This is a genomic window from Porticoccus sp. (assembly GCA_023261185.1).
GTDB classification, from domain to species: domain Bacteria; phylum Pseudomonadota; class Gammaproteobacteria; order Pseudomonadales; family Porticoccaceae; genus Porticoccus; species Porticoccus litoralis.
In genome coordinates this window covers 1-19,764 of sequence record JALRJN010000061.1, presented here as the reverse complement: position 1 = coordinate 19,764, position 19,764 = coordinate 1, and the positions used below count along the sequence as shown (strand labels likewise).

At 51.4% G+C, this 19,764-nt stretch carries 16 protein-coding genes; 9 read left to right on the top strand and 7 right to left on the bottom strand.

The window, feature by feature from the left end; genetic code table 11:
- The 6 genes from ACYZYZ_RS05570 to modA form a co-directional block, all read right to left on the bottom strand.
- Window positions 1–283, bottom strand: a 283-nt coding sequence (locus ACYZYZ_RS05570) for an ATP-binding cassette domain-containing protein (RefSeq protein ID WP_461483547.1), incomplete at its 3' end; no start/stop codon positions are given.
- 72 nt (window positions 284–355) lie between these two features.
- The gene (locus ACYZYZ_RS05565; protein WP_461483548.1) at window positions 356–1,114 is read right to left on the bottom strand and encodes an extracellular solute-binding protein; all 759 of its coding nucleotides are present in this window, start codon (window positions 1,112–1,114) and stop codon (window positions 356–358) included.
- A gap of 186 nt (window positions 1,115–1,300) precedes the next feature.
- Window positions 1,301–2,155 (bottom strand): PA4780 family RIO1-like protein kinase, encoded by an 855-nt coding sequence (locus ACYZYZ_RS05560; RefSeq protein ID WP_461483546.1) that lies wholly within the window; start codon window positions 2,153–2,155, stop codon window positions 1,301–1,303.
- A 253-nt stretch (window positions 2,156–2,408) separates the two neighbouring features.
- A complete protein-coding gene (gene modC / locus ACYZYZ_RS05555) occupies window positions 2,409–3,488 on the bottom strand; it encodes a molybdenum ABC transporter ATP-binding protein (protein ID WP_461483545.1) in 1,080 nt (359 codons plus the stop codon).
- Between the two features lie 10 nt (window positions 3,489–3,498).
- Window positions 3,499–4,176 (bottom strand): molybdate ABC transporter permease subunit, encoded by a 678-nt coding sequence (modB, locus tag ACYZYZ_RS05550; protein ID WP_461483544.1) that lies wholly within the window; start codon window positions 4,174–4,176, stop codon window positions 3,499–3,501.
- 2 nt (window positions 4,177–4,178) lie between these two features.
- Window positions 4,179–4,850 (bottom strand): molybdate ABC transporter substrate-binding protein, encoded by a 672-nt coding sequence (gene modA, locus ACYZYZ_RS05545; RefSeq protein WP_461483543.1) that lies wholly within the window; start codon window positions 4,848–4,850, stop codon window positions 4,179–4,181.
- 296 nt (window positions 4,851–5,146) lie between these two features.
- On the opposite strand from modA, the gene ACYZYZ_RS05540 reads away from it, so the two are divergent.
- From ACYZYZ_RS05540 to phbB, 9 genes are all read left to right on the top strand, one after another.
- Window positions 5,147–5,614, top strand: a complete 468-nt coding sequence (locus ACYZYZ_RS05540) for a DUF3565 domain-containing protein (protein WP_461483542.1) — start codon at window positions 5,147–5,149, stop codon at window positions 5,612–5,614.
- 387 nt (window positions 5,615–6,001) lie between these two features.
- Window positions 6,002–7,936 (top strand): hydantoinase/oxoprolinase family protein, encoded by a 1,935-nt coding sequence (locus tag ACYZYZ_RS05535; RefSeq protein ID WP_461483541.1) that lies wholly within the window; start codon window positions 6,002–6,004, stop codon window positions 7,934–7,936.
- Window positions 7,937–7,947: 11 nt separating this feature from the next.
- Window positions 7,948–8,340: an acetone carboxylase subunit gamma gene (locus ACYZYZ_RS05530; RefSeq protein WP_305169416.1), complete on the top strand. Its 393-nt coding sequence runs from the start codon at window positions 7,948–7,950 to the stop codon at window positions 8,338–8,340.
- A 55-nt stretch (window positions 8,341–8,395) separates the two neighbouring features.
- Window positions 8,396–10,543, top strand: a complete 2,148-nt coding sequence (locus ACYZYZ_RS05525) for a hydantoinase/oxoprolinase family protein (protein ID WP_305169415.1) — start codon at window positions 8,396–8,398, stop codon at window positions 10,541–10,543.
- 15 nt (window positions 10,544–10,558) lie between these two features.
- Complete coding sequence (locus tag ACYZYZ_RS05520) at window positions 10,559–12,835, top strand: hydantoinase B/oxoprolinase family protein (protein WP_461483540.1); 2,277 nt, start codon at window positions 10,559–10,561, stop codon at window positions 12,833–12,835.
- Window position 12,836: 1 nt separating this feature from the next.
- Window positions 12,837–13,694, top strand: coding sequence for a hypothetical protein (locus ACYZYZ_RS05515; RefSeq protein ID WP_461483539.1), 858 nt, complete (start codon window positions 12,837–12,839; stop codon window positions 13,692–13,694).
- Window positions 13,695–13,718: 24 nt separating this feature from the next.
- Window positions 13,719–15,284 (top strand): AMP-binding protein, encoded by a 1,566-nt coding sequence (locus ACYZYZ_RS05510; RefSeq protein ID WP_461483538.1) that lies wholly within the window; start codon window positions 13,719–13,721, stop codon window positions 15,282–15,284.
- A gap of 59 nt (window positions 15,285–15,343) precedes the next feature.
- Entirely contained in the window at window positions 15,344–16,609 is a 1,266-nt protein-coding gene (locus tag ACYZYZ_RS05505; protein ID WP_305169411.1) for a thiolase C-terminal domain-containing protein, read from the top strand.
- Window positions 16,610–16,949: 340 nt separating this feature from the next.
- Complete coding sequence (phbB, locus tag ACYZYZ_RS05500) at window positions 16,950–17,672, top strand: acetoacetyl-CoA reductase (protein ID WP_461483537.1); 723 nt, start codon at window positions 16,950–16,952, stop codon at window positions 17,670–17,672.
- A gap of 127 nt (window positions 17,673–17,799) precedes the next feature.
- On the opposite strand, the gene ACYZYZ_RS05495 is transcribed toward phbB, so the two are convergent.
- A partial coding sequence (locus tag ACYZYZ_RS05495) for a sigma-54-dependent Fis family transcriptional regulator (RefSeq protein WP_461483536.1) occupies window positions 17,800–19,764 on the bottom strand: 1,965 nt, incomplete at its 5' end.

Below are 19,764 nucleotides of genomic sequence, written 5' to 3'. Positions count from 1 at the left end.
TTTCAAACACTGAAAGGTGCGGATAAAGAGCGTAGGATTGAAAGACCATTGAGATGCCGCGATCAACTGGATGAGCCAAGCTCACGTCTTCGCCATCAATCACAACGGAACCGCTAGTTGCCTCTTCCAAGCCTGCTATAATGCGTAACAGAGTGGATTTTCCACAGCCAGACGGCCCAACAAAGACAACGAATTCTTTATCCCTGATCGACAGTTGAATGTCATAAAGCACCTGGGTCTCGCCGAATGACTTGCTGATGTTATTGAGGTCAAGTGTGGCCATGATGGGTCTTTCTATATCCTAAAATTGGTGCGGGGGCGATTGCTGGCCCCCGCGGTTCGCTTGAGTAAAATATTATAGAGCGTCGTCCAGCTCTTGGGCTGCAATCTCAACCAGTTCGTCTACCGAACCTTCACCCAGAATGATGCCCTGGATCATGTTGGTGAACGCAGACTGAAGACCTTTGAACTCTTCAACCAGAGGTTCTGGCCCGCCGATGCCGATGCCACGAACAAAAACCTGCCAGTAGTCATCGCCTTCGTAGTATGGGTTTTCAAAACCCAACTTGGCATAGTCAAAGATTGGCGTAAGACCCCATTCGGTATCTAGTGCATACTGGGATTCACCCGTGGTTAGCATGCCAGCAAGCTTATGTGCCAGTTCTTCGTGACCAGACCCTTTGAACACAGCAATCGAGTCAGTAATCAGAAGTGTGCCATTGCCACCCTGTGGACCGGCAGGGACCGGAACAGTGATTTCCTTTATGTTTGCGTTGTGCTGACCGCGACCCCAAGGACCATCGATGTACATACCGATTTTGCCGTCGTTATAAAGATCTTTCAGCTGTGAACGTTCCCACGCAGTTGGGCCTTCCTGTGCGACGCTGATAAGCTTTTCATAGAACGCCAGAGTTTCGCGGGTGTTAGAAGAATTCAGCTTGTTTTCACCCGTTACCGGATCGATCACAACACCACCATTGGAGTACAGATAGTTCAGGAATTGGTGCATCGTATTGTCGAAGTCTTTACCTGCAATACCGACGCCTGCTGCGTCCGTGTTATCGTTGATGGCTTTTGCCATATTGTACATACCGTCCCAAGTGCGCGGTGCCACACTTGACGGAGATATTTTCACACAGCGGTTTTACACCAAACTGCATGGTGATATTGGAGCTGGAAATCACGGGAACATTCCTGCGCGGTTAACGCGATAAAGATGGGGGGTAAAACGAGGCGCGTACTATAAGGGGTGGTAGCAGCTTCGTCGAGTCTAACCGGGGTGAAACTGTCTCAATGGACCTCAATAGGGTTCACTTTCGGACATCCGCTCTCTGCGATCTTCTTCCTCCTGCAGGGCCGCCTTGATTTCCAGCAGAACACTGCCAACGTCGGCGGCATCGTCCGGATCATCAAAATGACCGGTGAGCGTGACTTCAGGGTCCAGTTCACCCTGCTCAAATAGCGCCCAGATTTCCTGGGCATAGCGGGTGCTGAGTAGCTCCGGCGCATACTGGCCGTAGTAGGTGGTCATGTTGTCGACGTCCCGGGTGAACATGGCCTGTGCATTATTGTTTGCTGCGGCATCCACCGCTTGGGGCATATCGATAATCACTGGGCCATAGGCGTCGACCAACACATTGAATTCTGATAAATCGCCATGGACCAGTCCTGCACACAGCATGCGAACCACATAGTTCATCATGGTGGCGTGATCTTCCAGAGCCTGTTCGGCAGACATGGTGACATCATTGAGTCTGGGGGCTGCGTCGCCCGTATCATCGGTGACCAGCTCCATCAATAACACGCCATCAATGCAACCGTAGGCGGTGGGAACCCGCACCCCGGCATCCGCCACTTTATACAGAGCGTTGACCTCGGCACTTTGCCATCGTTCTTCCTGTTGCTGACGGCCAAATCGCGTACCTTTGCCCATGGCTCTGGCGCGACGGCTGTTACGATCTTTTCGGCCTTCCTGGTATTGCACAGCTTTTTTGAAGCTGCGTTGGGCGGAATCTTTATAAACTTTGGCGCAGCGGGTTTCATCGCCGCAACGCACGATATAGACAGTGGCTTCTTTGCCGCTCATTAGCTGGCAGATGACTTCATCAACCAGGCCAATATCTACCAGCGGTTGAATCCGTTTTGGAACTTTCATGGCTACCTATAACGTATGGGGGCGGTGAATTGAAACACGTCAGCGTCGAAACTGGATGAGGAATCGACGAAAAAGCGAATAATTTTGCTCAGTGAGGGTAGTCAATCAGATTTTATTAGGTAATGACACCTAGTTATGGATCTTAGGCAATTGTTGTCGACGTTATCGTCCGTTTCATGGGTGTTCACAACCGTGTTTTATCAGTACAGATGACAGAGTGAAACAGGTCGGTTCAGCCGACGTGTGGAACTTGTTACTGGATAATTGCCACGGATTTAATCTGTGCCCAGATGGGTTTGCCGGGGGCCAGTTCCAGGTGGTGGGCAGAACGGTGGGTGAGGCGGGCCACCAGTGGCGTGTTGCCAACGCGGAGTTTCACCAGTGCCAGGCCGGGGTGTTGTTCAGTGGATATTTCCTCCACTACGGCAGGCAGGGAATTCACGATGCTGGTATCGCTATGGTGTTGCAGGGAGAGACTGATGTCCCGAGCGAACACCCGCACCCGCACCTGGCACCCGACATCATAGCCGCTGTCTCGGAACCAGAGATCGCCACCATCGAAGGTCGCTTTTGCCAATTGCCATTGAGGGTCGCGCTCCGTCACAGTGGCCTCGATGACAGAGCCCACTTCCTCTCCCAGTTTGATGGGAAAGTCGAGCCGGGTGAGTGTGTCGTTCAGTGGACCGCTGGCAACGATCCGGCCGTTTTCCATGGCAACCAGAGTATCGGCCAGCCGCGCCACTTCCTCGGCTGAGTGGCTGACATAGATGATGGGAATATCCAGTGTCGTCTTCAGGTTCTCCAGGTAGGGGAGTATTTCCTGCTTGTGAGTCTGGTCGATGGAAGCGAGGGGTTCGTCCATCAACAGTAATCCCGGTTTGCTGAGTAGTGCACGCGCAATGGTGACTCGCTGACGCTCGCCGCCGGATAGTTGCCCGGGTGAGCGGTCCAGTAATGGGGCAATGCCGAGCAAGTCGATGGTGTCCATGCGGTCGGCCTCAGTGACCGGTTGGGTTGCACGCTTAATGGCAAACTCCAGATTTTCCCTGGCACTGAGGTGAGGCAGCAGGCTTGCCTCCTGAAAGACATAGCCCAGAGTGCGGCGGTGGGTGGGAACAAAGGTGTTGTTATCCTGCCAAATTTGACCGTTTACGCGCAGGTGGCCCGTGGCGGCGGTTTCGAGACCGGCAATACAGCGCAGCAGGGTCGTTTTGCCTGCTCCGGAGTGGCCAAACAGTGCGGTCACTCCCTGGCAGGGCAGTTGCATGTCCACGTCCAGACAAAAGCCCGGGTAGGACAGCTTGAAACGGGCATCGAGTGGCAGAGTGCTCATGGTTCTCCACTCATTTCCAGATCATCAGGTGTTTACGCGAGTAGAGTATGGCCAGTACCACGAAGGAAAACAGCACCATAGTTGCCGCCAGCCAATGGGCCTGTGCATAGTCCATGGCTTCCACATGATCGTAGATCTGTACGGAAATTACCCGTGTGGCTCCCGGAATATTTCCGCCAATCATTAACACTACCCCAAACTCTCCGAGGGTGTGGGTAAAGCCCAGAATGGTGGCGGTCAGAATGCCGGGTTTGGCCAGGGGAAGCACCACATTGAAAAAGGTATCCCGAGGGTTAGCGCCGAGGGTGGCAGCCACTTCCAGCGGTCGTTCCCCGATGGCTTCCATTGCGTTCTGTATCGGCTGCACGACAAAGGGCAGGGAATAAATAATTGAACCAAAAACCAGGCCACCGAAGGTAAAAGGCAACAGGCCGATGCCAAGGGCCTCGGTCAGTTGACCGACCGGGCCATTCGGGCCCATGGCCAGCAGTAGGTAAAATCCCAGTACGGTGGGAGGTAGTACCAGGGGCAGAGCAATGATGGCGATGATAAGTCCTTTCCAGCGACAGCGGGTTCGGCACAGCCACCAGGCGGTTGGAATGCCAATCATCAGCAGTAGTAGGGTGACAATGGCCGCAAGGCGAAGGGTCAGCCAGAGCGCTTCAATGTCCGCTGCGGAAAATCCCATGGCTATTGTTGTCCTGCAGGTTGGTAACCGTAGTCATCCATAATAATCAGGGCCTGTTCACTCTGTAAAAACGCAAGCAGTTGTTTGGCGGCAAGCTGGTTGCTTCCTTTTTTGAGCAATACTGCATCTTGATAGATGGGGCTATGCAGTTTCGTGGGTACCGGCCAGTAGCGAGCCTTGCGCTGTGGGTTGTATACCTGTGCCCTGGCAATAAAAGCGAGTTGTGCATTGCCGGAGATGACAAAGTGGTATGCCTGGCCAACGCTTTCGCCGATAACCAACTTTTGACTGACGGCGTCCCAGAGCGTCAGCGCCTTCAGGGTTTCAACAGCTGCTGCGCCATAGGGGGCCAGTCGCGGGTTTGCAATGGCAAGTCTGTTGAATTCACCCCTGGAAAGCAGGGCTTTAGGGTCGTCTGTGAGTCCGTTGGTTGCGATGACAACCAGCGATCCCTGTGCATAGGTGAAACGGCTGCCAGAGATACCGTGCCCGCTTTCCAACAGGGCTTTGGGTTTTTCCTGGTCGGCAGAGAGGAATACGTCGAAAGGTGCTCCCTGGATAATTTGGGCATAGAGCTTGCCGGAGGAGCCGCTGGCTATAGACACCCTGTGCTGGCTCTGATGTTCAAAGGCGGTAACGATGTCCCTCATGGGCAGCAGGAAACTGGATGCCACCGCAGCGTTAATCTCCTGGGCATGGGCCGTAAGGGAAAACAGTGTGAGTATAAAAAGGCGGAGAACATTCACAATCAGATATAGTCTATGGGTTATAGGGTGGAAGTGGCGTTATGGTGATAACAGGAAAAAACATAATCATAATAAGGCCACTTGTTTGCCCGGTGTGAAGGGCTCTATTGACAAATATATTGGTGTTTTTTGCAAGCGGGCAAACCGTGGCCTAACGTGGAACAGAGCATGAAGCCCGTGGAGGCGGCTATAAAAGGCGCTAACCACGACGAGGAGATTAAGATATGAAACGAGCAATCAAAGATTTCCATATGGACAGGTTTCAGGAGTGGGTAGCTGATCTTGAGTGCGGCCACGAGCTAAAGATGCGTCATAACCCCCCGTATATGGAGTGCCGCTGGATTGGTACCGGAAAGGGCCGACAGGAACATATCGGCGATGAGTTTGAATGCATTGACTGTGAGATGCCCGCACTGCCCGAAGGGCTGTCACTGAAAGAGAGCAGTGAAACCTATGATCGCGACAATTTCCCCGACCACCTCCGGTCGGGAATCACAACCCCTGATGGTGTCTGGGGCAAGGTTGTTGTGGAAGCGGGGATGTTGCAGTTCGTGATTGAGCCGGATAGTGATGCCAGCAGGGGGTTCCTCCTCGACCCATCATTTGCAGGGGTTATGGCGCCGAATCTGCTTCATCACCTTCTTCCTGCCATGGGGAATGTTACATTCCATATTGACTATTACGCAGCCTGAAGAGGAAGGCTGCTTCGTGGATTCACGAATTTCGTGCCTTCTTCAGCATCTCTACTATACTCATTGAGCACTGCCGGTTTGATGGCAGTTTTTTCTATAAAACCGTTGCGGTTCAAGTGCATAGCCGGTAGCTGTCGGTATAGCGTTTTAGTACAGGTGAACGATTTCCGAACAGTTATTTTGGTGTTTGGTCGATACAGTCCACCCATGAAAAAATAATATAAAACATATACATAAAATTCATATTCTCTGTTTTTTCTGAGTTGGTACGACCGTTGCATAAGAATCTTATCCCTGTGATGTGTTCGACTTGTCGTACACCTTGCAGAAGGGGATATAAACCTAATCAATTTTGGCTAGAAAGAAACTAAACTAAGGTAACTCGATATGGGAATGCTGATAAATATCGATAACGGAGGCACGCTCACCGATATCTGCGTGCTGAAGGATAATAATTTCTACAAAACTAAAACCCTCACTACGCCTTACGACCTGAGTAAGTGCTTTTTCGACGGTTTACGTAAGGCTTCTCAAGAAGCCTATGGTCAGGAAGACGTCGCCAGATTGCTTGCTGAAGTAGACCATATTCGTTACTCCACCACTCAGGGCACCAACGCTATCGTAGAGCGTAAAGGTCCGCGTCTGGGTCTGGTTGTCAATAAAGGCTCTGATTTGCCTTCACGTCTGCGCAAGCTGGACGAAGAGCTGTATGACTTCCTCGTTGGTGATCGTGTGGCTGAAGTGGATCTGGCTGCCCTGTCAGATGTTGCGAAAGGTGCTGATACAACGTCAGTTATCACTCGCCTGACTTCAGTTGGTGCCAACCGTATCGTTGTTAGCTTTGAGTCTGACAAGGCGGATGAGTACGAAGCGCAATTCAAGCGTCTGGCTTTTGATAACTACCCGCGTCACCTGCTGGGTGCTGTGCCGATGCTGTTCTCCAGCGAACTGGCTGATGATATCTCTGAAGAGCGTCGTGCCTGGACTGCAATGATCAACTCTTTCCTGCATCCGGCCATGGAAAACTTCCTGTACAACGCAGAAAACCGTCTGCGTGAATACCGCACCAAAAACCCGCTGTTGATTTTCCGCAACGATGGTGACGCTTCTCGTGTTGCTAAAACCATTGCGCTGAAAACCTACAGCTCCGGTCCTCGTGGTGGTATGGAAGGCGTTAAAACCTTCAGCAAGCAGTACAACCTGAAAAACGTTCTGTCCATGGACGTTGGTGGTACAACTACTGACGTGGGTCAGGTGATCAACCATGCTGTTGATGAAGATCGTCGCGGCCTGGTGGAAGGTGTTCCGATTTCTTTCGGTCTGTGTGAAATCTCTAGCCCCGGTGTCGGCGGTAGCTCCATCCTGTCTGTTAAAGATGGTGCTATTCAAGTAGGCCCCGAGAGTGTGGGCGCTGTACCTGGACCAGCCTGTTTCGGTCGCGGTGGCAAGAATGCAACCATGACAGATGTAAACCTGCTGTTGGGTCTGCTTGATCCTTCTACCTACTTCGGTGGTGGTCTGGCTCTTGATGCTGAGCGTTCACGCGCTGCCATCAACGAGAACATTGCGACTCCACTGGGTATCACTGTAGATGAGGCGCTGTTCCAACTGCGTGATGCATTCGAGCAAAAAATTGCTAATGAGCTGAAAGTTTACGGCAAGATCGAAGATGACACCGTTCTGATGGCCTTTGGTGGCGCCGGTCCGATGAACTCTTGTGGCGTTGCTGAAAAATGCGGCCTGTCCACTGTATTCATCCCGAAAACTGCTGCTGTATTCAGTGCGTTCGGTATGGGCGATTGTGACATCGGTCAAAGCTATGCTGTTGTGCTGAAAGGCAACCGCCAGGAAGCGCTGGAAGCTGCATACGCGTCTCTGGTTGAGCGTGGTGAGCGCGATATGTTCGCAGAGGGTTATGGCAGAGGTGACTATGTGACTGAAGCGCGTCTCGTTGCCGAGAAAGATGGTGCTGAGCTGGTATCCAAGCTCAATGGTGCTATCGCTATTCCTCAGGAAATGGCTAAAGCCGATGCGGTCACTCTGGAAGTTTCCGTGCGCAAGCAGCTTAAAACCGAAGACAGCTCTCACGCTTCTGTTAAGAAAGGCAGCCCGGCCAAAGCTACCAAAACCCGTTCTCTTTTCGCTGGTGATACCGGTACTCAGGAACTGCCAGTTTATGAAGTCAGCTTCATGGAGCCAGGCGGCCACGGCGTAGGCCCGGCAGTTATTGAAGAAGAATTCTTCACCTGTCTGGTTCGCGAAGGTTGGGAATTCGTTGTTACTGAATTGGGCGATATCCGCCTGACCAAGGGGGAAAAATAATGAAAGTATTGATGACTGAATATCTTCGTATCGACCTGGATACGGAAAACTGGGAGTGCCGTGTTTGTGATCACGTAGTGGGCTCAGCACGCGGTAACTATAAAGAAGGGCTGTTGGTCTATAACCGTGACCCCGCGGATATCCACCCGTCCATCATTGATCCGGAAAAATACCGTTTCACATTCTGTCCAGACAGAGAGTGGGTCAACATCTATGAATTCTATTGTCCGTCATGCGGTACCCAGGTTGAGGTTGAGTACACCTTCCCCAACCACATGCCGCTCTACGACATGGAAGTTGATCTTGACGCCCTGAAGGAACAATGGAGCCACCGTGAGGAAATTACCGAGCCGGTGAAAGGCCCCAACGTTCTTGTCGATCGCTGCCACACCCACAAGCACTGATCGTGCTAGTAAGTTGGTTTAGTGAATAAATTAGGACTGATTTAGGAAATAGGTTATGAAACGTATATCAGTAGATATCGGTGGTACGTTCACCGATTGCTTTGTGGTGTGGGACAACAAGTATATTGAAACCAAAGCGTTGACCACCCACCAAAACCTGGCCCTCGGTTTTAACGAGGCTGTCGAAAAGGCTTACACCGAACTCGGCATTACCATGGAAGAAATCCTTGGTGGTGTTGACTCCGTTCGTTACGCGACCACTCTGGGTACCAACGCTCTGATTGAGCACAATGGACCTCGTATCGGTATGCTGGTAACAGCTGGTTACGAAGCGATGGTGCCTCTGAGCCGTGGTCGTGGTTACGGTGAAGGTCTGGATGAGCTGGGCAAGCAAAACCTGCCCGACGCACAGCGTCCTGCTCCTCTGGTTCTGCCGCACATGATCGAAGGTGTTCGTGAGCGTCTGGGCTTCCAGGGCGAACTGGTTATGCCGCTGGATGAAAAAGACGTTCGTGAAAGAATCCGCAGCCTGGTGAACAAAGGTGCTCAGGCTATCGTGGTTTGTTTGATTAACTCTGTGGTTAATCCCGAGCACGAAAAGCGTGTTGAGCAGATCCTGCTAGATGAATACCCCTCTCACCTGCTGGGTTCTATTCCGGTGATCCTGTCTCACCGTGTAGCTGGCCGTAAAGGTGAGTATGTGCGTGCAACGTCTGCCATCGTCGATGGTTACCTGCACTCCACCATGTATCACGCGATGAGCCAGTTGGAGCAAAACCTGCGCGCCAACTCATACTCCAAGCCGATGCTGGTAATTCACAACTCCGGTGGTATGGCGCAGCTGAACTCCACGGATGCGCTGCAAACCATTCACTCCGGTCCTGTATCCGGTATCAGTGCCGCAGAACACTTGGCGAAAGAAGCTGATCTGGGCAGTGTGGTTGCTACCGATATGGGTGGTACCTCTTACGATATCGGTATCGTGGTAGAAGGCGGTATCAAGCACTATGACTTCAACCCGGTTATCGACCGCTGGTTGGTGTCTGTACCTATGGTTCACCTGGTAACTCTGGGTGCTGGCGGTGGTTCTATCGCTTCCTTTGACCGTATGTACAATGCTGTTGCCGTTGGACCGAAGAGTGCCGGTTCTGACCCGGGTCCAGCCTGTTATGACCGCGGTGGTATGAACCCGACTGTAACTGATGCTGACTTGGCGTTGGGTTACCTGGATCCCACCAACTACGCCGGTGGCCACATTCCGCTGAATCCGAAGCGTTCCATGTTCGCTATTGAAGAAGCACTGTGTGACGATCTGGATGTCGAGCCAATCGAAGCGGCGCTGCTGATCAAAGAGAAAGTTGACAGCAACATGGCTAACGGTCTGCACACCGAACTGCGTGTTCGTGGTTATGACCCCGAGGACTTCACCATGCTGGCCTACGGTGGTAATGGTCCTCTGCACTGCTGTGGTATCGCCAGCAACCTGAACATGGACAAGATTCTGGCACCGCCAATGAGCTCCGTGTTCTCTGCTGTGGGTGCCGGCAACATGCACCAAATGCACATTCACGAAATGTCTCTCTTCCTGGTGCTGTACGATTCAAACACCCGTAAGGTCTTCAGCGATTACCAGCGCTTCAATGACATTGTTGCTGAGCTGAGTGAGCGTGGTACAAACGACTTGCTGCGTCAGGGTGCCGAGCAGTCTTCTATCAAGCACTCTCTGGAACTGGATATGCGCTATGGTAACCAGCTGGTACAAACCACTGTTGTTATTCCCAAGCACACTCTGGATTCGGCAGTTGATGTATTGAACATCCTGCAGCAGTTCTCGGATGACTACGGCCACCGTTTTGGTGAAGGTAGCCAGGCGCCTGAAGCAGGTATTCGTATCAACACCATTCGTGTGGCTTCTTTTGTTGAGCACGATACCGTTCACTTTAAACACATCAAACCGGTACCTGAAAGCGAGCGTCTTGCTCCTCCAGCTCCGTTGTCCACCAGAACCTGTTACTTTGTCAGTGAAGGTCCTAAGGGCATTGAGACACCGGTATGGCGTAAGGACGACATTCCCCCGGGAACTGAGATCGTAGGTCCAGGCATTGTTGCCTCTGAAGTAACAACCTACTTGATTGAACCAGGCTGGAAGTATGTTTCTGCTGAGCAGGGCGCCGTTTGGTTCTTCCGCGTCGAACAAAATTAAGAGGGGTATTAGACAATGAATAACGAAACCACAAATCCGGCTCTGGAAGATCAGGAGCTGATTGAAAAATTCCTCAAGGAAACCACGCTGTTCCTGGGTCCCGATCCGGAAATTATGCGCCACCACAACATCGAGCCGCGCACGGCCGATGAAGAAAAGTGTATGGGGCAATTTACCGACCTGAACCAGATCGCTTCTATCCGTGACCGTCTGCAGTCTGCCTGTGAAGAAGGTTTTGAGATGGTTGAGCAGATGGGTGCGGCGCCCGGTGCAAAATGGGGTGACATTATCACTGGTATCTACTCCGCGTCAGGCGACCTGACTATCGGTAGTGCTGGTGGTGTATTGATCTTCTCTGCACTGGTTCACCACCCGATCAAGTTCATCATCAAGAACTGGGTCGAGGAAAAAACCGTTGGCGTCAATGAAGGCGACGGCTTTATTCACAATGATTCCCGCTACGGTAACGTGCACAACACTGACCAGAGCATGATCATTCCAGTGTTCCACGAAGGCAAACTTGTCTGCTGGGTAGCTTCCACCGTACACGAAGGTGAATGCGGTGCGATTGAGCCGGGCGGTATGCCCTCCATGGCTGAAACCTCTTTTGACGAAGGCCTGAAAATGTCTCCGTTCAAGATTGTTGAAGGCTATCAGATCAAGAAAGACCTGCTGACCTTCCTGCAGAACTCTGTGCGTGAGCCCAAGCTGCAGTATGAAGACATTAAGGTGAAACTGTTCGCCTGTATGCGTCTTGAGAAGCGGATCAAGGAAGTTCTGGCCACTGATGGTCCGGATGCCCTGACTGCCTGTCTGCGCTACACCAACGAGAGCGTTGTGACCGAAGTACGTCGCCGTATCTCCGAGTGGCCTGACATGACTGTTCGCACTCAAACCATCATGGACAGTACTCTCCGTGAAAACGCTCTGCTGAAAATCAACCTGGCTGTAACCAAGAAAGGCGATCGTCTGATCTTCGACTTCACCGGTACCAGTCCTGAGTTGACCAACCGTGCCATCAACACCCAGTTGCCGGGTATGAAAGGTATGGTGGGCCAAGCGTTCATGAACCACATCTGGCCTGATCTGCCTCGTGGTCAAGCGGGTCTGTCTCCCATTGAGTTTGTAACTCAGCAAGGTACGTTGGTTGACTGTTCCTACTCAGCGCCTAACTCACAGAGCTTGATGTCCATCTTCCACAGCTTCACCGTGGCCCAGCATGCGACGGCCAAGTTCCTGTACAGCTGCCCGGACAAGTACACCCGTGTACTGGCACCCTGGCACAACATGATCAACACCTTCATCTGGGGTGGTGTGAACCAGCACGGTGAAACTCTGGGTAACCTCTGTGCCGACCTGAATGGTATGGGCGGTGGTGCTCGTATGGACCGCGATGGTGAGCATGCGCTGTCTCCGATCTTCGCAACCATGGCGGATATCGGTGAGCAGGAAATGAACGAGGAAGAAGTACCGTTCCTGCAGTTGGTTTCCAAGAAAATGACCACCAACACCCAGGCACCTGGTAAATACCGTGGTGGTATGGGCTACACCATGATCTCGTCTACCAAAGACAGTGATCAGTGGGGCTTCATGACCACTACCCAGGGTTCTAAAGTACCGACTATCCAAGGTCTGTTCGGTGGTTACGCCGGCGGTACTTACCCGATGTGTCGTGTATCTGGTGTGGACGTCTATGACATCCTGCTGAAAGAACCTGAAAGATTTAAGCACTCCATTGCTGAAATCATGAATGAGCAGCCCTTTGAAGGTGCCCGTTACCACACCCAGCACATGGGTCTTGGTTTCGACATCTCCAAGCGTGGTGAGCTGTACATGATCTCCCAGGGTTCTGGTGGTGGTTATGGTGACCCTCTCGAGCGTGATCCCACTTATGTGATCATGGACATCGAAGAAGGTCTGATCACTCCGGATGTCGCGAAGAAGCTTTACAAAGTGGAGTTCAATGAAGAAACCCTCGTGGTTGACATGGCTGCTACTGAGAAGCTTCGTGCAGATTACCGTGAAACTCGTAAGAAGCAGGGTGTACCCTACGCAGAGTTCGTCAAGTCTCATGTGAAGGATACTCCTCCGGAAAATATCCCGTTCTATGGTTCCTGGAACAACGAACTGGATTACGTGTACGCCGGTAATATCAACGACAAGCGTGATGCTAAAAACCCGGGCCCCATTTATGTGACCCATCCTAAAGATGTTAGAATCAGTGAGCTTGAGGATGAGCTTGCCAGAGTCAGAGAAGCGGCAGGCTTACCTCCTTCTAACGAAAGGAAATAGTATGGCTGTTAACTTAGCATCTTACCTAACCGCCGGGGGGGAGACCCCCCGGCTTTGGATTAACTTTACCGATTACACCAAAAAGCTGTTGCTGGGTGCGGATGAAAACCCCTGGTCGAATCCCGCTGCCTACATGTCTTTTTACGGGCAGGCCCATGGCTTGGTGAAATCGCAGGTTGCAGTGCTTGATGTCTGGGACCTGTTCCAACATTGGATGAAGGAAGATCCGGAAGCCATTCCGTCCATGGCCGGTAAGCGTCGTGTCACCGTGGCATTAAAAGCCATGCTCGAAGCTTATGGTCCGAGGGAGTTGCTGGCAGAAGTGATCACTGCCTTCAGTAACAATTATGGAGCTTCAACGCCGCTGGCGTTGGTGATGCCTTCGCCTCGTTCATTGCTGGTGAAGGCTCATCAAGCTGCCAACGGTGAAGTGGCGGAACCCGATGAAATGAACATTGATACTGCATCAATGTACATGGCAGATTTTCTTCGCTATTTCAGCGAAACCGATCTGTCCGGGGTGCTACTGGTAGAAGATCCCGAATTGCCGCCGGCTAGCGGTGAGGAATTAAGTTGGTATCAGCCGATCTACAATGTGGCCAAGCATTACCGTTGGTCCGTTGGGGTCTATTTGCCTTCTTCTGATGTGGATTACGATGTTCCTGCCGATGTGGCTTTTGCTGTCGCTCCAGCGGGATCTCCCACAGCGGCCAAGGTGAGTGGTGTGGATATTTCCGAGTATTTGTGGGGTGACCAGTCTGGTTCTCTGCCTGCTACTTCGGGGTTCTACTATTTGACCATCCCGGCTGGCACAAAACCGGAGACTGTACTCGATACACTTGCTACCCTTAAGGGTTAATCTAATCTTTAATAGGGGGTGAGTATGCGTCTCGTCGATTTTCTTGATGAGAGCCCAGCCGTGAGGTCGGGCGCTGGCAAGTTTATTGATCTGGACAACGAGCTCTCTCTCAGTTACCGGCAAATGGTGAATGCCTCCGTGCAAATTGCGGAGGTTCTCCGAGAAAGGGGAGTTAAGTCGCAGGATGTTGTCGCGACTTATGCTCCCAATTCGGTTGCCGCTTATTGCTGTATTTTTGCAATATCACGTCTGGGCGCCGTCTGGTTGCCGCTCAATGTCCGCAATACTTTCGAAGCAAATCAGAAGCAGATCTCCAAATCTGGTACGGTCAAATTCTTTGTGGATGACACTATTTTGGCGTCCATCCCACAGATAGTAGATACCTATCTTGAGGATAAGCTTCTCAGATTTAACGGCCAGCAAGTGCTGGGTGTCGAGCTTCAAGCATTGGACGATGAGCTGGTAATGCCTCTGACACTTGATGTGAAACCTGAGGGTGAAAATGTTCTCCTTACTCTGTTTGCCACGGGTGGAACCACGGGTGATTCGAAGCTGGCGGAATGGAGTAGTAGTAGCTGGGAAACACTGACGGCGATTCAGGATGAGATTATGCCTGAGCCGGATATTCCCGGTTCTTATCTTGTGTCAGCCCCGATGACACATGCGGCCGGGATCGCGTCATTTGCCACTATTCGTCAAGGTGCATCAGTTGTGGTCATGGATGGGATGATTCCCGATAGGCTGCTCGGGGTGATCCAGGACTATCGGGTGACTCATCTTTTTCTGCCGCCCACGGCCATTTATATGCTGCTTGCAGATCCTTCGATTGGTGACTTCGATTATTCAAGTTTGCGTTACTTCTGGTATGCGGCTGCGCCAATGTCGGTGGACAAGCTCAAGGAGGCGATTGCTGCCTTTGGTCCGGTGATGGTGCAAACCTATGGTCAGGCTGAGGCGCCGATGATCTGTACATTCCTGAGTGCCGAGGATCATGTCTACGCCCTTGAAAACGATCACCCCGAAATTCTCCGCTCCTGCGGCAAGGTATGTCCGCATGTGGAGTTGGCAATTCTCGATGATGACTGGCAGCCACTGTCGGTGGGTGAAGAGGGGGAGATTGCGGTCAAAGGTAATCTGTTGATGAAAGGATATTATCAAAGCCCAGCGGCCACTGAAGAGATTCGTCGCGATGGTTGGCAGCGTACTGGTGATATCGGTTTTCTGGATGAGCGTGGATACCTCTCTATTGTGGACCGCAAACGGGACATGATTATTTCTGGTGGTTTCAATGTCTATCCGAGTGAAATCGAGCAGCTTATCTGGGGCCATCCGGCCATCAAGGACTGTGCGGTCATTGGCGTTCCCGACGAAAAATGGGGCGAGCAAGTGACGGCTGTTGTTGAACTTAAGGCTAATGTACAAGCGCCTGATGAACAGGAGATTATTCAGTTCTGTAAGAGCAGGTTGGGCAGTGTTAAGTCCCCGAAACAGGTATATTTCTGGGATGAGTTGCCAAGGAGCCCTGTCGGTAAGGTGCTGAAGAAGGAGATTCGCAAGGTCTTCTGGAAGGATTCCGGTCGAAATATCTGAAGCAAATATTCACACGTTATTACTAGTTTTCAACGTTTAATCAATACGAGGGTTATGCCGTGAAGGTCAGTATTGTGGGTGCCTATAACACCCAGTTTGGTGCTTTTGTAAAGCGCGATCGTGAGACTGGAGAGATCGAAGATCTCAAATCTTTTTATGAATTACTGGAAGAAGCCGGAGCTGGCGCCATTGCCGATGCAGGGCTTGAGGCAAAGGATATTGACGCAATTTGGGTTGGTTCCTGCTCGCCCTCCATGTTCGTCAATCAGGAGCATGTTGGCCCCCTGGCGTTGGAGATTGATCCACAGGGGCTACTATTAAAACCAACTACCCGCACCGAAGGTGCCTGTGCGACGTCCTCGCTGGCCATCTATAACGCGGCCTATGCCGTAGCCTCAGGCCGTTTTAAAAACGTATTGGCTATCGGTGTTGAAAAGATGAATACACTGGATACGGCTGGGGTAACTCATGCTTTGGCCTGTTGCTCTTACTGGCCTGATGAAGGTGCCAAGGGCATGACTTTTCCTGGGCTGTTTGCCGAGCTGGGTAAAGCCTATCAAGCCAATAATGAGCTGACGGATGAGCAGTTGCGCATCATGCTGGCCCATGTTTCGGCGCTGAACTATCGCAATGGTATTCAAAACCCGCTGGCCCATTTCGGCCCGGGCAGTATCCCGGACAGGAATCAGTTAGTGACAGCAGAAGCCATTCTCAATTTGCCGGAGTCAGGTAAAGGCAGCAACCCTATGATTGCTCCACCTCTGCGTTTGCATGATTGCTCTCTGATCACTGATGGCGCCGCAGCAGTTGTGTTGACTTCCACTGATAATGCGAAAGCCAATTTCAAACATGCCGTAGAGCTGTCTGGTATTGGTCATGTGACTGATCGTATGACGCTTTCAGCCAGGGCGGGGCGCTTGCATGAGTTGCAGGCTACACGTCACGCTGTGAAGCTGGCGTTGGAAGAAGCGGGAGCTGGTGTTAACGATATTGACCTGGCAGAAGTGCATGATTGTTTCACGGTCAACCAGATTCTCTGTACGGAAGCCATTGGCTTGTCAGCCCCCGGGCGTGCCGGCTATGACTTCATGGCTGGAAAATATGACCCTGATGGTGACTGTCCGATCAACCTGTCTGGTGGGCTGAAATCCAAAGGTCACCCGGTTGGTGCAACAGGTGCCTCCATGCATGCCTTGGCATACAAGCAACTGATTGGTGAGCCTATCGGTGTTGCTCACAAAGGCAACCCCGAAGTCGCCATGACAGTGAATATTGGTGGTTCCGGTGTTACCAACTGTGTCACGGTAATGCGCCGTATGCAGTGATGGGTTTTACCCCCTGTCGGAATGCCATGGCAATGGCCGTGGTGTTCCGGCAGTCTTTCTCCTTTCTCCTTTCTCCTTTCTCCTTTCTCCTTTCTCCTTTCTGCCGAAAGTTGGATTTGTGTTTGTATTTTGTTTTCTGCTGGTTTATTAATTATCCAATGGCCCTTATAGATGATGTATGTTCGCTAAAAGTCGCATTCATTTAATCGAAAATCATTTCTATTCTATAAGTCTTGGCAGTGGTGCGGTCTGCCTATAAAAAATTCACTGCTTGATCAGTGTCAGTAGTTAAAGATGTAAAAAGAGTTATTTTGCAGTCCCATAAAGCAGGAGATGTAGCATGTCTAAAGTGGCATTAGTAACTGGGGGAACAAGAGGTATTGGTGAATCAGTTGCTGTCGAGTTGAAAGAAGCCGGTTATGAAACGGTATCCAACTACGGTGGTAACGATGAGCGTGCCCGGGAATTTTCAGAGCGAACTGGAATTCCTGTTTATAAGTTTGACGTGTCGGACTTTGATGCATGTCAGGAAGGAATTGCGCAGATTGAACGTGACGTTGGTCCTGTATCGGTGTTGGTTAACAATGCGGGTATTACCCGTGACCGCACCATGCACAAGATGACCCATGAAATGTGGCAGGCAGTTCTGGATACTAACCTGGGCTCTTGCTTCAATATGTGTCGTGGTGTGATTGAAGGTATGAGGGAGCGTAAGTTCGGACGAATTGTTAACGTTGGCTCACTCAATGGTCAGGCTGGTCAATACGGACAGGTCAACTATGCAGCTGCAAAGTCGGGCATTCACGGTTTTACAAAAGCCCTGGCTTTGGAAAGTGCTGCGTATGGTGTGACCGTTAACGCGGTAGCTCCAGGCTACGTTGATACCGATATGGTGAGAAATGTTCCTGCGGATGTTCTGGAGAAAATTGTTGCCAGAATACCGGTGGGTCGTTTGGGGACAGCCCATGATATTGCTCGGGGCATTCTATTCCTGGTGTCGGATGAGGGCGGATTTATTACGGGTTCAACCCTGTCAATAAATGGTGGCCAACATATGTACTAAGGCCTTGTTGGGGTGGCCGGAATGCAGCAGTTCTGGTCGGCAGCAGGTATGTAGGTAAACACTTGAAGCTACAAAAAACCCCCTCGAATTAGGGGGTTTTGCTTAAGGCCAACTGCTAGAGAGCTTGTTACGGTTTCTTGATCCCGTATTTTTTCATCTTTTGATATAAGGTGCTTTTGGCAATGCCGAGGTGCTTTGCAGCTTGCGTCATATTGCCACTCGATTGCTTGACCGCAGCCTCAATGGTGTTTTTCTCAACCACGTCAAGATTGCCTTGGGGTATGCTGGCTGGGCCAGCGGCAAACTCTGAATGAATGCTGACTTCTCCTGGGCGATAGCCATCCGGCAAGTCATCGATGGTGAGCGTCTCGCTCTGGGACATAAAACACATACACTCAACGACATTCACCAGTTCGCGAATGTTGCCCGGCCATTCCCTGGTTTTGAGGGCATTTAGCAGGGCGGGAGAAAAACGTTTAGCGGTAATTTGCTCTGGATTTTCTTTGTTTAAGCGGTCCAGCACCGACTGGGCGATGCCTTCAATGTCCTCTTTTCTGCCAGATAGCGGGTCAAGGCTGATGGTCACCGTAGAGAGGCGGAAATAGAGGTCCTTGCGAAACAGTCCCTCATTTACAGCAGCCTTAAGATCTCGGTTTGTGGCGGCAATAAGTCGGAAGTCAACGGGAATGGGTTTGACATCCCCGACTCGGTAGATTTTTTTCTCTTGCAGGACGCGAAGAAAAACAGGTTGTATTTCCAAGGGCATTTCACCTATCTCATCGAGAAATAGAGTGCCCCCATTAGCGGCCTCTATTTTGCCGATCAGGCCGCCCTTTTTCGCCCCCGTAAATGCGCCCTCTACATGACCGAATAGTTCGCTGTTTAGAATGTCTTTGGAGAAGGAGCTGCAGTTGAGGTCAATAAATGGCCCTTCCGAATAATGGCTGCTGTCGTGAATGGCTTTGGCAAACACTTCTTTGCCAACTCCGGTATCTCCGAGTATCAAAACAGGTAAAGGTGTTGATGCTGCTTTGCGGGCCTTATTAGCGCTCGATTTGAACGAGGGGCTTTCGCCGTAGATTTCTTGGAATGGGTCAAAATCAGGTTTTAGCGAGGGGCTGGTTTCCTGGATGATTTGCGGCTTTCCCGAATGGATGCGACCAGCAGGTACCAGCAGTTGAAAGCCGATGATCTCGCCTTTGTGGCGAATGGGTTCGACCCAGTCTTCTGAGACCCATTCGCCGCGGTCGTGGGGGTAAACAATGCTTTCTCCGCCGAATCTTTCCATGGATAAGCGGCGTTTGGAGTATGGGTCATAGTCAATGCCCAATGCGTCAAGAGCTTCGGTGGAGTTTGACGAAAAGTTTACGAGCCTGCCGTGCTTGTCGAGCAACAGTTTTCCGGCATTCCGGAAGCGACCAAAATTGCTGTTACTGTGCTCGAGGATGGAGCTCCATTGTTCGGAAGTCCTCCTCGCCAAGCCGGATTGAATCTGGCTGGCCCAGGCTACTACCAGGGGGACGTGAAATTTGTCATACATGCTGCACAGACCGGAGAGATCTATGACCCCCATCATTTGGTTGTCATAGGGGTCTGCAATAACCGCAGCTGTACAGGTCCAGGGTTTAAACCCCTGGCAGTAATGTTCTTCACCATGTACTTGTGTAGGCCGGCGGGTAGCCATCGCCGTGCCTACAGCGTTTGATCCGGCAACCACCTCATTCCAGCCACTGCCTTCTACTAAACCAATGTGATGGGCATCATCCAGGGTGCGAGGGTCGCCAACGATTTGCAGGTTGAGGCCTTGGTAATCGGTTAAGAAAAGGATAGTTTCCAGATCCTGAAGAAAGGCACTTGCCTGGGCAATAACCGGTTGTGCACAGTCTAGAAGTTCGGAGTTCTTTTGACGATAGTCGTAAAGGTTGTTTTCTGTGGCCAGTAAGGGAGCCGCTTTCTGCTCTGGGTTGACTCCCTGAGATAGGCAGCGTTGCCAAGAGCTGGCGATAACGTCTCTAATAGGAAGGTCGTCAGACTGTCCGCCAGTGCACAAGAATTTCTCCCAGGCATGATCTATACCCCTCTGGGAAGTGAG

Excerpts from the sequence above, each read along its gene's own strand:
- ACYZYZ_RS05530 (WP_305169416.1), top strand. The coding sequence starts at position 7,948 with ATGACTGAATATCTTCGTATCGACCTGGATACGGAAAACTGGGAGTGC.
- ACYZYZ_RS05535 (WP_461483541.1), top strand. The coding sequence starts at position 6,002 with ATGGGAATGCTGATAAATATCGATAACGGAGGCACGCTCACCGATATC.
- ACYZYZ_RS05515 (WP_461483539.1), top strand. The coding sequence starts at position 12,837 with ATGGCTGTTAACTTAGCATCTTACCTAACCGCCGGGGGGGAGACCCCC.
- phbB (WP_461483537.1), top strand. The coding sequence starts at position 16,950 with ATGTCTAAAGTGGCATTAGTAACTGGGGGAACAAGAGGTATTGGTGAA.
- ACYZYZ_RS05510 (WP_461483538.1), top strand. The coding sequence starts at position 13,719 with ATGCGTCTCGTCGATTTTCTTGATGAGAGCCCAGCCGTGAGGTCGGGC.
- ACYZYZ_RS05525 (WP_305169415.1), top strand. The coding sequence starts at position 8,396 with ATGAAACGTATATCAGTAGATATCGGTGGTACGTTCACCGATTGCTTT.
- modC (WP_461483545.1), bottom strand. The coding sequence starts at position 3,488 with ATGAGCACTCTGCCACTCGATGCCCGTTTCAAGCTGTCCTACCCGGGC.
- ACYZYZ_RS05540 (WP_461483542.1), top strand. The coding sequence starts at position 5,147 with ATGAAACGAGCAATCAAAGATTTCCATATGGACAGGTTTCAGGAGTGG.
- ACYZYZ_RS05520 (WP_461483540.1), top strand. The coding sequence starts at position 10,559 with ATGAATAACGAAACCACAAATCCGGCTCTGGAAGATCAGGAGCTGATT.
- modB (WP_461483544.1), bottom strand. The coding sequence starts at position 4,176 with ATGGGATTTTCCGCAGCGGACATTGAAGCGCTCTGGCTGACCCTTCGC.
- ACYZYZ_RS05560 (WP_461483546.1), bottom strand. The coding sequence starts at position 2,155 with ATGAAAGTTCCAAAACGGATTCAACCGCTGGTAGATATTGGCCTGGTT.